The organism is Bartonella sp. B12(2025) (assembly GCF_053795135.1).
The window spans coordinates 859,708-874,335 of the sequence record NZ_CP200031.1 but is presented as its reverse complement, the minus strand read 5'-3'; the positions used below and the strand labels follow the sequence as shown (position 1 = coordinate 874,335).

Sequence of the window (14,628 nt, the reverse complement as noted above, 5' to 3'; positions counted from 1 at the left end):
TAGATCATAACTGAAACACTTATTATTCTTATAAAGTAAAAAGTTTTTCTTTTTGACAGCTGGGATGTTCATACAGGTTTTAATGAGTGTTTTGCATCTGTAATTTGTGGATCTGCTCTGTATTTTATAATTTAAGTTGAGTGCAGAGGTATGGATTTTACTTGTAATGAATCTTCTGGGTATCAATAGCTGGGTGAAGACTTAAGTGTGCGTACAAAAGAAATTGGGAGGGGTGGGTACAAAACATTGTGTTGAAATTTGAATTGTTTCTTTTCTGGAGGAAAGCTATAAATGTATCGAGCTTCTTTATCTTTACATTGAGGTATTTTATTGAAGTATATTGTATCGTAAGATAAAGAAGCGGTTTCTAATTTCATGTGCTGTTGTGGACACAATAAGGGGATAGGAATAAAAATAGTCTGTGAAAATCTAAACTCAGGGGTTTAGTTAGATTAGAAGAACAGTGTACACTGAAATTTGGGTTATTATGAATCGGTCAAGGATATAATCGTGGATAAAACAAAAGCTCTTGATGCTGCTCTATCACAAATTGAACGTTCTTTCGGTAAAGGCTCAATTATGCGTCTTGGGCAAAAAGAGCAGGTTGTTGAAATTGAAACAATTCCTACTGGTTCGTTATCTTTGGATATTGCTTTGGGTATAGGTGGATTGCCAAAGGGGCGTATTATTGAGATTTATGGACCAGAAAGTTCTGGAAAAACGACATTGGCTCTTCATGCTATTGCTGAAGCACAGAAAGTTGGTGGGGTTTGCGCTTTTATAGATGCAGAGCACGCTCTTGATCCTATTTATGCACGTAAACTTGGTGTTGACTTAGAAAACTTGTTCATTTCTCAACCAGATACTGGTGAACAGGCATTGGAAATTACTGAGACACTCGTTCGTTCTGGGGCGGTTGATGTGCTCGTTGTTGATTCAGTTGCAGCTTTGACACCGCGCGCAGAAATTGATGGTGAAATGGGTGATGCTTTACCTGGGTTGCAAGCACGGTTAATGAGTAAAGCTTTGCGAAAATTAACAGCATCAATTTTTCGCTCTAACTGTATGGTGATCTTTATTAATCAAATTCGCATGAAAATTGGTGTGATGTTTGGTTCTCCTGAAACGACAACAGGTGGAAATGCCTTGAAGTTTTATGCTTCTGTTCGTTTAGATATTCGTCGCATTGGATCCATTAAAGATCGTGATATGATCGTTGGAAATCAGACACGTGTTAAAGTGGTGAAGAATAAATTGGCTCCTCCATTCAAGCAAGTTGAGTTTGACATTATTTATGGTGAAGGTATTTCCAAATTAGGCGAGTTGATTGACTTGGGAGTCAAAGTTGGCATTGTGGAGAAATCTGGTGCATGGTTTTCTTACAATTCTCAACGTTTAGGGCAGGGACGTGAAAATGCGAAGCAGTTTTTACGCGAGCATGCAGAAGTAGCGGCAGAGATCGAGACAGCTTTGCGCCAAAATGCGGGTTTAATTGCGATTGAATTGTTAGAAAATGTAGGGTCAGGAAATACAGAAAGTGATGAAACAATTTGATGAAAAGTTTGTTTGAGTACTATTTCTTCAGTTAAAAGACTTTCTGTTTTTTTATTTATTAGAGTTTTTAAATATAAGATCGTTTATATTTCAATTTTTTTGAAAAAAGTTTCACTCTTTGATTAAATTGACTTTGCGCGTGGCAAAGAGAATATTTAATGAAGGGGGGGCTTTTATGGTTTTGTGCTGTACTCTGCAGGTGTCAATATGAATAGTGTTAATAGTATACGGTCAACTTTTTTGGATTATTTTCACCTTAATGGGCATAAAGTTCTTTCTTCTAGCCCACTTGTTCCGCGTAATGATCCGACACTCATGTTTACAAATGCAGGAATGGTGCAGTTTAAAAATGTTTTTACTGGACTTGAGCAGCGTCCTTATAAACAGGCAACAACTGCACAAAAATGTGTCCGTGCGGGTGGAAAGCATAATGATCTTGATAATGTTGGCTATACGGCGCGCCATCATACATTTTTTGAAATGCTGGGTAATTTTTCTTTCGGTGATTATTTTAAAGAAGAAGCTATTTTTTTATCATGGAATCTTTTAACGAGGGAATTTTGTTTTCCAAAAGATAAATTGTTGGTGACAGTTTATCACAGTGATGATGTTGCTGCTGGATTGTGGCGTAAAATTTCAGGTCTTCCAGACGAAAAAATTGTCCGTATTGCGACGGCTGATAATTTTTGGGCGATGGGGGATATAGGTCCCTGTGGTCCTTGTTCGGAAATTTTTTATGATCATGGTGATAAAATCCAGGGCGGACCACCAGGAAGTACTGATGAAGATGGTGATCGCTTTGTTGAAATTTGGAATCTTGTCTTTATGCAATATGAGCAAGTGAGCAAGGAAGAGCGTGTTGAGTTGCCTCATCCTTCTATTGATACGGGTATGGGATTAGAGCGTATCGCTGCTGTTTTGCAGGGGGTTCATGATAATTATGATATTGATCTTTTTCGCGCATTAATTAGTGCGTCAGAAGAGATAACGGAGGTTAAGGCAACTGGTGATTTTGTTGCGAGCCACCGTGTGATTGCTGATCATCTTCGCTCATCCGCGTTTTTGATTGCTGATGGTGTTCTTCCTTCCAATGAAGGTCGGGGATATGTTTTACGTCGTATTATGCGTCGTGCTATGCGTCACGCTCATCTTCTTGGTGTTAAAGAACCATTGATGTGGCGTCTTTTGCCTTCTTTAATCCGCGAAATGGGACAAGTCTATCCTGAATTGGTGCGCGCTGAATCTTTGATTTCAGAAATTTTAAAGTTAGAAGAAATGCGTTTTCGTAAAACTCTTGAACGGGGGCTTGGTTTGTTGAACAAAGCGAGTACCAATCTTAAAGAAGGGGATCATTTTAATGGTGAAATCGCTTTCAAACTTTATGATACGTATGGTTTTCCGCTTGATTTAACGCAAGATGTTCTTCGACATCGTGGAATATCTGTTGATGTTAATGCGTTTGATAAAGTGATGGAACGTCAGAAAGAGGAGGCGCGGGCAAATTGGTCTGGATCCGGTGAGATTATAACAGAGACGATTTGGTTTTCTGTTTTTGACAAAGTGGGGGCGACAGAATTTTTAGGTTATGAAACAGAAAAAGCTGAAGGCGTTATTGCGGCTCTTGTATGCGATGGTAAAATTGTTAATCATATTTCTTCAGGGCAGAAAGCTATTCTTGTTGTTAATCAAACACCTTTTTATGGCGAATCTGGCGGGCAGATTGGTGATAGCGGTATCATTTCTGGTGAAAGTTTTATTTTTGATGTGCATGATACTCAGAAAAAGGGTGATGGTATTTTTATCCATATTGGAGAAGTGAAGTCTGGTCAGGCAAAGGTATCTGATTGTGTAGAATTAACCGTTGATATTGTTCGCCGTAAGAAAATTCGTATGAACCATTCTGCTACCCATTTATTACACGAAGCTTTACGTCAAATATTGGGACCCCATGTTACTCAGAAGGGCTCTCTTGTATCATCGGATCGGTTGCGTTTTGACTTTTCTCATCCAAAATCAGTTACTTCAGAAGAGTTGAAAAAAATAGAAGATTTAGCAAATGATATTGTTTTGCAAAATAGTGAAGTAACAACACGGTACATGGCGGTGGATGATGCAATTTCTGAAGGAGCGATGGCATTATTTGGTGAAAAATATGGTGATGAAGTTCGTGTTATTTCTATGGGGGACAAGTTTGAAGAGGGAGGATTGAAAAAGCATTGGTCAATAGAGCTTTGTGGGGGGACTCATGTGCAGAGAACAGGAGATATAGGTCTGATTCATATTGTTTCTGAAAGTTCTGTAGCAGCTGGAGTTCGCCGTATTGAAGCTTTAACAGGTACAGCTGCACGCCTTTATCTCAGTCGTCAAAATGAGAGGATTTGTGAAATTGCTGATCTTTTAAAAACTTCTTCTGCTGACGTAGAAGAACGTGTTCGGATTTTTCTTGATGATCGTCGTAAACTTGAAAAAGAATTGAATGATGTACGCAAGAAAATTATTTTAAGTGATGGAGCTATAAAGAGTGCTCAAGAAGATATCAGCATCATCAATGGTATCTCTTTTATGGGGCGTGTGGTTAGAAATATTTCACCACGGGATCTTAAGACGTTAGTGGATTCTGGAAAGAAGAAGATTGGATCTGGAATAATTGCTTTCATTGGTATTTCAGAGGATAACAAGGGGACTGCTGTGGTTGGTGTTACTGATGATTTAGTTGATCAGTGGAATGCTGTTGATTTAGTGCGTATTCTTTCAGTTGCTCTTGGTGGTCAAGGTGGTGGTGGTCGCCCTGATATGGCACAGGCTGGCGGTCCTGAAGGGGATAAAGCTGATGATGCACTTACGGCGTTGAAAGCCTCTCTTGAAAGATAATGTTTATTATGTAGATTTTAGATCTCTTAAAGAGAGGGGGCTATCATTTAGATACGGTTTTTCTTTAAAGATGAAGAGTTGATTTTATGGATGCCATGGCTTCATGCTAAGGGATTACGTTTTCATCTTCTCTTTCTATTGTTGGTAATTGATTGTCAAACCTTCAGCTTTTAATAGTTTATAGAAGCGGCTGTCTTTATCGATCAATTCTTGAAAGTTTCCTTTTTCAGTTAAGTGACCATATTCTAAAAATAGCACAACATTAGCATTGCATATTGTTAAAAAACGAGGTGCTATAATAAAAATGGTGCGGTTGTGATTTATGTTTTCGAGAGCATCTTTAACCCTCAACATCAAGAATACCTGTTGCTTCTTTTAGAATGAGAATGGGTACATTTTAAAAAACAATGCGCGCGATTGTTAGCCGTTGCCTTTTCTCACATGACAATTGAGAGCCTTGCTCGCCAACCATTGTGTTTGTTATAATAAATATTTTTTTTAGAATAAAATCGTGGGTAGCTACTATCTTTGTTGCTTCATAAAGTTTCTTATTCGTTGTGGTCGCTCTTTCTATCAAGATGTTATCGTGAAATACTTTGGTTGAAAAGGCTAACGTCTTGAAACACTATTGCTATATTTTCCTAAGGGTTTGCGATTAACAGAGCGTGTATTTATTCTGTGAATGGAGATATGTATCTAAATGTAGGACTGTACACACGCTGCAACAAAACAAATTGATTAATGTTGTTTGCTAGCACTTGTTAGTTCTATAATCATAACAGTCTGCTCTGTTTTAACCTCAAATGAAATGTTAAAAAAATCTTGAGAAGAATTTGGGAGTTTATAGGTAATGTGGTGGAATTGTATTGTGTCTGAATATGTTGGATGGAAGTAGATTTTCAGGTTCACTAATATGAAAGGTTGAGTCTTTCATTACAAAGAATTCCTGTAGTCTTGCTTGTGAGTATACGCTTAAGTTAATAAAACTGTTCATTTAATCCAAACGGCTAATTATTAATTGTGCAAATCTGACGAAAGCAATTACTTCACTTACATGTAATTGGTCTTTTTCTACAAAAAGCCCTAAAAAATGATATAACCTATTGAAATAGTTTATGAATTTCGTTTAAATTACTCGCAAGAGCTTACCAATAACAGGGTTTTGCGCTGTAAGAAGATTGTTTATATGCTGATAAAGTGCTGAAGTTTCTTCTTTTATTCGATTATATCTTTGTACGATGAAAACGTTAGAGATTGAATCAGTGCTATGTTTAAGAAGGTTATGATGATAGCGTTCTACAGCAGCTTGTCCGTTTTTTGTTTTTCACATCACCAAATGTGCAGTCAATGCAGATGATGGCGAGCACAACTAATGCTATTGAAAAACGCCAATTCATGTTAAAGGTTAAGGATAAAAATGAATAGGGCGACAAGAGTTAAGAGATGTTGATACATAAAATAAAGCTATATGATTGACATGGAGTCTACGGCGCAAGAGTATAATGAAGAGCTTTAGAAGTTCTCTACTGTTGATGCCAAATTAAAGGCATAGCAATGATACATCCAAAAAATTTAGTTAAAAAAGCTAACCGATATCTATGTGCCAAGCGGTCAGCATCGCGAGCAACAAGGACATAAGCAATAGTATGTGAAATACAAAATATACCAAAACCGTGAGATTCAAGATAATAGCTGATTTTTCTTCAATGAAGTCAATGACTCATTCGAATAAAATAGGTGCTGCGATGGTGATAATAGCTAATATAATATTTAGCAATACAGATTAAAACAGATATTTTTTCTTTGTTATTTTTAGTAAGTGAAGATACGTGCACGGAAGGATACAGGTGATTATTTCCACTAGCGATTATTACAAGCGTAAAGGTTATCAGTTTTTATAATTTCTAGGTTTTTAGCTAATAAAATTTGAACAGTAGGAAAATGCAATTTTGGATACTGATGTAATATGGCGTGATAAAGCCAACTTTATAGGATGTGAGTTTTTGTATTTATAAAGATAGGATGCAAAAATGGATCAATAAAATTATCTGGTAAGGGGATTTTCATGGCAGGCGTAGAAATAAAAGAGGTTGAGGCAGACGAAAATGGAATGCGCTTAGATCGCTGGTTTAAAGTGCATTATTCAGGACTTGGATTTGGATATTTACAAAAACTACTGCGTTCTGGCCAGATACGGGTTGACGGTAGGCGTGTTAAAGCCGCTTCACGTCTTTTTATAGGGCAATCTGTTCGTGTGCCGCCTTTACCTGTTGATAATAATGAAAGCCTTCCTGTAACAAATAAAATACTTCGGGGACAAGATGATGCAACCGTTTTGAAAAAAATGCTGCTCTATGAAGATCCAAAAGTTTTTGTTTTTAATAAACCTGCGGGTTTAGCTGTACAAGGTGGCTCTGGCTTAACGCGCCATATGGACAGTATGCTTGAGGTATGGCGTAATAAAAAAGGTGAAAAACCGCGTTTGGTTCATCGTCTTGATCGTGAAACATCAGGTGTGCTCATTGTTGCGCGATCAAGGGGTGCTGCGCAGAGTTTAACGGCTGCTTTTAGAACACGGGAAACGAAAAAGACTTATTGGGCATTGGTTCGTGGGGTGCCTAAAAAAAAACAGGACAAAATTTCAACATGGATTGTTAAGAAAACTACTGCAGAAGGTGATAAAATGCATGTTTGTGAACATGGGGAGCCAGATTCTAACCATGCAGTTTCCTACTATCGCATTTTAGATACCCGAGGACGTGCTCTTTCGTGGCTTGAAATGGAACCTTATACGGGTAGAACACATCAGCTACGTGTGCACGCCGCTCATATGGATCATCCTATCATCGGAGATTCGAAATATTTTTTTGCTGATAGTAATTGGATATTGCCGGGAGGAATTCAAAACCGACTTCACCTTCATGCACGTCGTATTCGTATACCTCATCCTTCAGGAGGTCTATTGGATATTGTTGCACCTTTACCACCTCATATGGTACAAAGTTTTAATCTTTTGGCTTTTAATGAAAATGATGGTGAGAAAGAATAATAGAAAAAATTTTGTAGTTTGTTCTTTTTGACCTGTGCAAATTTTATATAAGATCTGGTGAGAGATGTATACGCGCATAACTTGTTGTAAAATATCGTCTTTGAGGGTGGTGATATAAGGCACATTTAAAATTTCACGCATTAGGTATTTTTTCTTGTCGGATATATTGACGGGTAATGTTAAATGGTATACCCTTGCAGCTTCTAGAAAAATAGAATGATAACAAAGTTTATTTCTCCATAGTTTTTGGTAAACTCGTTCAAAATCTGATATCATTTCCTTTTTTATACGGAAATTCATATCCGTTATTAAGGTTACGCTGCTTTTTATAATACAAGGGGAATCTCTCGTCATTGCGTTCCTTTTTTAAAATAAAAGAAATAGCTTCAACAAAATGACCAAAAAGATTGCCAATTGTTCACGCGAATTCTAGAAGTTTTCCTCAATAAAGCGGAAATCCTTTATCAATTCCTACTATTGATGTAAGACTTTTCCTAGTTAACGTTTTTGTTCTTTACTAAAGTAATGTTACTGCCTCTCCACTTTTTATTCTAAATCTTATTAAGGTGTACAGAACTTAGAAAAACTATAAATTTATTTAAAATGTAAGAGGTAAAACAATATGCACGAAATTTTGGATTATTTTGATATGCCATTGAATGAAAATAGCTCTGTCCAGAAGACTCAAAATCTTTCATACCAGCCGTTACCAAAAAGATTTTATAGGGAAGTGAAGATTTCCAGTGAGGAGGGGGGATTTTCTGTATTATTGGATGGGTGCCCAGTTAAAACGCCGGCAAAGCGCCATTTTCTTGTGCCAACAGAAGTGTTTGCTGCATTAGTAGCGCAGGAATTTGAGAGCCAAAAAGAGGTTATTGATCCAGCAAAAATGCCGATTATGCGCCTTGTTAACACCGTTATTGACGGCATAGCTGATAATGTGCAGGTTATTTTTGAAGATTTATTGCGTTTTGTGGCATGCGATATGATCTTTTATCGTGCACAAAGACCAAAAGAGTTGGTACAGCGACAATGTGAACTGTGGGATCCTTTATTGGATTGGGCAGAGGAAAAACTTGGCGCACGATTTCATTTAACAGAAGGGCTTATGTATGTTGAACAATCAGGGGAAGCTATTCAAGCGGTAAGCAATTATTTACGTAAAGTTGAATCTCCTTATATGCTTGCTGCACTTCATACAATGACAACCTTAACAGGATCAGCTCTTATCGCCCTCGCTGTTGCTGCAGGGAAATTTGATGCAGATCATGCTTGGGATATTGCTCATTTAGATGAAGATTGGATAATAGAACAATGGGGGGCTGATGAAGAAGCAACGGAACACCGTGCTCGTAAGAAAGCTGAATTTAATGCTGCTGCTATAATCACTACAATTTTTTTGTAAAGCCAAATTTTCTTTTATTCAACGCGCCCTTTTTCCAAATTATGATATTTTTTTGATTTTCTGGGGATTGATTTTTATTTTTTCAAGTCCAGGAAATGCTTCATTGCTTATGTGTAAGATTGCTTCGTCATTACCATGGATAAAATACCATTGGTTATTGTAAAGAAGAGCAATAACCTCAGTTTGAATAGAGCACTTTTCCCCAGTATTGGTTGTGGTTATAAACTCTACAGGCATAACAAAATAAGGGACACCATTATCAAATTTGCCTTCACGTTTTTGTTTTTGGTCTATGTGGATACTCTCAATTTTATAACTTTCCGTCAACCGCTCTATTTGGCTTTTCATGATTTGTTGGAATTGTGATTTACTGAGATTTTTTTTGGCAGTTAAGTTGTTAATAATTTGGGGAGGGATAGCATTTAAGATGGCATTTACATCGGCATTTTTAATCGCTTTGCTGTAGGCAAATGCTGCTTTTTCAAGTGCTATAAGTTTTTGATTTGTAACTGTATGAGCTTGAGCTATTGATATAATAAAGGCAATGCATAAAAGAATGGGGAAGAAGGGATGAATTCGCAGCATTGGAAACCTTGATAATTGATTTGAATGGATTGAAAGAGACTTATACAGGAAAAGTACATTGGCAAAAAGTCATTTGTACTCTTTTGTGGGAAAAATACCTAAAAAAATGGAGGTTTTAACCTCCATTTTTAAATAAAAAAGAATGGCTTATTATTCTTTAAACAGAATAGTACATATCAAATTCTACAGGATGGGGAGTTGTTTCATAGCGTAAAACTTCTTGCATTTTTACTTGAATGAAAGAGTTAATCTGATCATCATCAAAAACATCGCCAGCTTTAAGAAAGCTACGATCTTTATCAAGCGCTTCAAGCGCTTCGCGCAGACTTCCTGAAACTGTGGGGATTTCTTTGAGCTCTTTTAAGGGAAGATCATAAAGGTCTTTATCCATAGCATGTCCAGGGTGAATTTTATTTTTGATGCCATCAAGACCAGCCATTAAGAGTGCTGCAAATGCCAAATAGGGGTTTGCTGTTGGGTCTGGGAAACGCACTTCTACGCGTTTTGAATTTGGCGAAGAACTCATTGGAATACGGCAAGATGCAGAACGATTGCGTGCAGAATAAGCAAGAAGAACAGGAGCTTCATAACCAGGTACTAAACGCTTATAAGAGTTTGTGGATGGATTGGTAAAGGCGTTGATTGCTTTTGCGTGCTTAATGACACCACCAATAAAGAATAAGCAGGTTTCTGATAGTCCAGCATATTCATTTCCCGCAAAAATTGGTTTCCCATCTTTCCAAATGGATATGTGAACATGCATGCCTGAGCCATTATCACCAAAAATCGGTTTTGGCATAAAAGTTGCTGTTTTTCCATAGCTGTTTGCTATTTGATGTACGACATATTTAAAAATTTGCATTTTATCAGCTTCGCGAACGAGAGTATCAAAGCGAATACCCAATTCATGCTGGCTTGCAGCCACTTCGTGGTGATGCTTCTCAACTTGGACGCCCATATCTTTAAGTGCTGTGAGCATTTCAGAGCGCATATCTTGGCAGGAATCAATAGGAGGAACAGGAAGGTATCCTCCCTTCATTCGTGGGCGATGACCGAGATTACCCATCTCATATTCTGTATCATCATTGGATGGAAGTTCACTTGAATCGAGTTTGAATCCTGTGTTGTAAGGATCAGTTTTATAGCGTACATCATCAAAGATAAAAAATTCCGCTTCTGGACCTACATTGATTGTATCTCCGATTCCTAAAGATTTCATATAAACTTCAGCTCTCTTGGCGATAGAACGAGGATCTCTACGATAAAACTCTCCAGAAACAGGGTCGAGTACATCACAAAATATGACCAAAGTAGATTGAGCAAAAAAAGGATCGATATGTGCTGTTTCTGGATCTGGCATTAAAACCATGTCAGATTCATTAATTGTTTTCCATCCAGAAATTGAAGAACCATCAAACATCACACCATCACTAAATATATTTTCGCTGATTTCTGCGATATCCATTGTGATGTGATGCAACTTTCCTCGCGGATCGGTAAAACGTAAATCGACAAAACGGATTTCGTTATCTGCAATCTGTTTGATAATATCTGATGCGGTTGTCATATTCAATTTCCTTATTGGGACTGAGATAGATAAAAGGTGAAAAGTTTTGTCATTATCTGTTAAAGAGCATCGCTTCCGGATTCGCCAGTGCCGATATGAATGGCATCATCAATGGAAAAAACAAATATTTTCCCATCTCCAATATGTTTTGTGTGAGCTGCTTTACGTATTGCGTCAACGGTTTGTTTCAGCTTTTCATCAGCAACAACAATTTCAATCTTTACTTTAGGTAGAAAATCAACAACATATTTAGCGCCTCGATAAAGTTCTGTATGTTCTTTTTGACGACCAAAACCTTTCGCTTCTGTTACTGTAATAGCATGTAAACCAATTTTTTGAAGCGCTTCTTTCACTTCATCAAGTTTGAAAGGTTTTATAATGGCTTCAATCTTTTTCATGCTGAGATTATCTCCAACGTTATTTTGTCTTTTTAGACTGCATCACGTTATATTGACAACTGTGAGATGTCCAACAGGCAGTTTGTGCACAAAAAATCAAAAATTATGTAACTAGATATTATTTTTAGAAAGTTTATCTTGTCGTATAAAGTGAGGTGCTGTTGTTCTTTGAGAAAAGTCTAAAAGGCTTATAAAGAATAAAAATGATATAATAAGAGATATTTGAGTCTCTTTTTCCCTATTGTATCACATTGTATTTTATAATAAAAGCTGCTTTAAAAATTGGAATTATACAAAAGTTAACGCAGCAGAATTTCTTTAAGAAATTTTCCCGTATAGGAAGTGGAAACATTAATAATATCTTCAGGACGCCCAACTGCAACGACCTCACCGCCACGTTCTCCACCTTCAGGCCCTAAGTCAATAATCCAGTCAGCTGTTTTTATCACTTCAAGATTATGCTCAATAACTGCGACTGTATTACCTTGCTCGACAAGTTCATGCAGCACTTCAAGGAGTTTAGAAATATCATGGAAATGCAGACCTGTTGTTGGTTCGTCCAAAATGTAGAGTGTACGACCCGTTGTTTTGCGTGAAAGTTCTTTAGCAAGTTTCACACGCTGGGCTTCACCACCAGAAAGCGTTGTGGCTTGCTGTCCTACTTTAATATAGCCGAGACCAACTTTAATGAGGGTTTTCATTTTGTTATGAATAGTGGGAACAGCTTGAAAAAAATCCTCAGCTTTTTCAATTGTCATATCTAAAATATCGGCGATGGACTTGTCTTTGAATTTTACTTCTAAGGTTTCACGATTATAGCGCTTTCCTTGGCAGATATCGCAAGTAACATAAACATCAGGTAAAAAGTGCATTTCAATTTTGATAACCCCATCGCCTTGACATGCTTCGCAGCGTCCTCCTTTTACATTAAATGAAAAACGTCCTGCTTGATAACCACGAGCCCTTGACTCTGGGAGTTCGGCAAACCACTCACGGATTGGGGTAAACGCGCCTGTATAGGTTGCTGGATTAGAGCGTGGAGTGCGTCCAATAGGTGATTGATTGATATCAATAACCTTATCGAGAAGTTCTAATCCTTCAATTTTGTCGTAGAGTGCGGGACTGTGATGACTCCCCATGATATGATGTGATGCAGCTTTGAAAAGAGTTTCAATAAGAAATGTTGATTTTCCTCCACCTGAAACGCCAGTTATGCACGTGAAAGTTCCAAGAGGAATATTAGCACTGATATTTTTAAGGTTATTTCCACGAGCTCCAATGACTTTAAGTATTTTCGATTTTGATATTTTGCGTCGTTGAGTAGGCACTCTAACAGCCATTTTTCCTGAAAGGTATTGGCCTGTGAGAGAGGATGGATTTTCCATAATTTCCTGCGGTGTGCCTTGCGCTATTATTTTTCCACCATGAACGCCTGCGGCAGGACCCATATCAACCACATGGTCTGCAGTAAGAATGGCATCTTCATCATGTTCAACAACAATAACTGTATTGCCAAGATCACGCAGATGGCGCAGCATTTCAAGAAGACGTTCATTATCGCGTTGGTGTAAACCGATGGATGGTTCATCTAAAATATAAAGGACACCTGTAAGGCCAGAACCAATCTGGGATGCTAATCGAATGCGTTGACTTTCTCCACCTGAAAGAGTGCCTGAGCTTCGCGATAAGGTAAGATATTCGAGCCCTACATGATTTAAAAAAGCTAAGCGGTCACGAATTTCTTTTAAAATACGTACTGCAATATTACGTTGTTTTTCAGTGAGGTATTTATGAATATTAGCAAACCACTCATCTGCTTTTAGGATAGAAAGTTCTGATATTTGTCCAATATGCATTCCGTGGATTTTAACCGCAAGTGCTTCTGGTTTTAAACGATAACCGTGACAAGCTGGACAGGGGAAAGAAGACATATAACGCTCGATTTCTTCACGTGACCATGTAGAATCTGTCTCTTTCCATCGTCGTTCCATATTGGGGATGATTCCTTCAAAGTGTTGAGTCGTTTTATGCAAACTTGAATCATTTTTATAAATAAAAGAGATTTCTTTTCTTTTTGTACCATAAAGAATAGCATGTTGTGCTTCATCTGAGAGTGCACACCATTTATCCGTAAGTTTAAATCCGTAAGTTTTGCCTAATGCTTCTAAGGTTTGGCTATAGTAGGATGAAGATGATCTAGACCAAGGCTCAATTGCTCCATCCTCTAAGGTCAGATTTTTATTTGGCACAATTTTCATCGGATCCATTGTCTTTTTGATGCCAAGCCCGTCACAAAGAGGACAGGCGCCAAAAGGATTATTGAATGAAAATAGCCGTGGCTCAATTTCAGGAATAGAAAATCCAGATATGGGGCAAGAAAACTTTTCTGAAAAGATAAGCTGTTTGTGCGTTTCATTTTTTGATTTATTGATGAATTTCCCTGTGGTTTCTTTTTGTGCCAAAGGTTGCTCTGCTATTTCAGCAACTGCAATTCCATTTGCTAGCTGTAAACAGGTTTCTATACTGTCCGCTAAGCGAGAGGCAATGTCATTCCGTATAACAATGCGATCCACCACTACATCTATGTCATGTTTATATTTTTTATCAAGAGGAGGGATATCAGGGATTTCATAGAATTTGCCATCAACTTTAGCGCGCTGAAATCCTTTTTTTAAAAGCTCTGTTAGCTCTTTTTTATATTCTCCCTTTCGGCCTCGTACCAAGGGAGCCATAATAAAAATTCGCGTACCTTCTGGTAAGGCCATAATTTGATCAACCATTTGGCTTACCGTCTGACTTTCAATAGGAAGTCCTGTCACAGGGGAATGAGGAACACCAATACGCGCAAAGAGAAGGCGCATATAGTCGTGGATTTCTGTGATAGTGCCTACCGTTGAGCGAGGGTTACGGCTTGTTGTTTTTTGTTCAATGGAGATGGCTGGAGAAAGACCATCTATGCGGTCGACGTTTGGTTTCTGCATCACTTCCAGAAATTGGCGTGCATAGGCAGAAAGACTTTCAACATAGCGGCGTTGGCCTTCGGCATAAATTGTATCAAAAGCTAGGGATGATTTACCTGATCCAGAAAGACCCGTGATAACGATCAGTTTGTCACGAGGGAGATTGAGATCAATATTTTTAAGGTTATGCTCACGTGCACCGCGAATGGAGATGTATTTTTGATGAGTCATATTTTATC

At 37.8% G+C, this 14,628-nt stretch carries 8 protein-coding genes and 1 pseudogene; 4 read left to right on the top strand and 5 right to left on the bottom strand.

Features of this window, described 5'->3' with window-relative positions; translation table 11 throughout:
- Positions 1-510 precede the first annotated feature (510 nt).
- Together recA and alaS are read left to right on the top strand one after the other, a co-directional pair.
- Positions 511-1,554: a recombinase RecA gene (gene recA, locus V3564_RS03835; protein WP_455480290.1), complete on the top strand. Its 1,044-nt coding sequence runs from the start codon at positions 511-513 to the stop codon at positions 1,552-1,554.
- A 207-nt stretch (positions 1,555-1,761) separates the two neighbouring features.
- Positions 1,762-4,425 carry an alanine--tRNA ligase gene (alaS, locus tag V3564_RS03830; RefSeq protein ID WP_455480289.1) on the top strand — a complete coding sequence of 888 codons (2,664 nt, stop codon included), beginning with the start codon at positions 1,762-1,764 and terminating at the stop codon, positions 4,423-4,425.
- A 106-nt stretch (positions 4,426-4,531) separates the two neighbouring features.
- Here alaS and V3564_RS03825 read toward each other — a convergent pair.
- Positions 4,532-6,272 (bottom strand): annotated as a pseudogene (locus V3564_RS03825) (glucan export ABC transporter ATP-binding protein).
- 218 nt (positions 6,273-6,490) lie between these two features.
- Here V3564_RS03825 and V3564_RS03820 point away from each other — a divergent pair.
- Both V3564_RS03820 and V3564_RS03815 read left to right on the top strand, forming a co-directional pair.
- Positions 6,491-7,474: an RluA family pseudouridine synthase gene (locus V3564_RS03820; RefSeq protein WP_455480288.1), complete on the top strand. Its 984-nt coding sequence runs from the start codon at positions 6,491-6,493 to the stop codon at positions 7,472-7,474.
- A gap of 622 nt (positions 7,475-8,096) precedes the next feature.
- Complete coding sequence (locus V3564_RS03815; RefSeq protein WP_455480287.1) at positions 8,097-8,879, top strand: ATP12 family chaperone protein; 783 nt, start codon at positions 8,097-8,099, stop codon at positions 8,877-8,879.
- Positions 8,880-8,918: 39 nt separating this feature from the next.
- Here the strand turns inward: V3564_RS03815 and V3564_RS03810 are convergent, their stop codons facing one another.
- From V3564_RS03810 to uvrA, 4 genes are all read right to left on the bottom strand, one after another.
- Positions 8,919-9,464, bottom strand: a complete 546-nt coding sequence (locus tag V3564_RS03810) for a hypothetical protein (RefSeq protein ID WP_455480286.1) — start codon at positions 9,462-9,464, stop codon at positions 8,919-8,921.
- 157 nt (positions 9,465-9,621) lie between these two features.
- Positions 9,622-11,031: a type I glutamate--ammonia ligase gene (gene glnA / locus V3564_RS03805; protein WP_455480285.1), complete on the bottom strand. Its 1,410-nt coding sequence runs from the start codon at positions 11,029-11,031 to the stop codon at positions 9,622-9,624.
- A 59-nt stretch (positions 11,032-11,090) separates the two neighbouring features.
- Entirely contained in the window at positions 11,091-11,429 is a 339-nt protein-coding gene (locus V3564_RS03800) for a P-II family nitrogen regulator (protein WP_455480284.1), read from the bottom strand.
- A gap of 299 nt (positions 11,430-11,728) precedes the next feature.
- Positions 11,729-14,620: an excinuclease ABC subunit UvrA gene (uvrA, locus tag V3564_RS03795; RefSeq protein ID WP_455480283.1), complete on the bottom strand. Its 2,892-nt coding sequence runs from the start codon at positions 14,618-14,620 to the stop codon at positions 11,729-11,731.
- Positions 14,621-14,628: the final 8 nt, after the last annotated feature.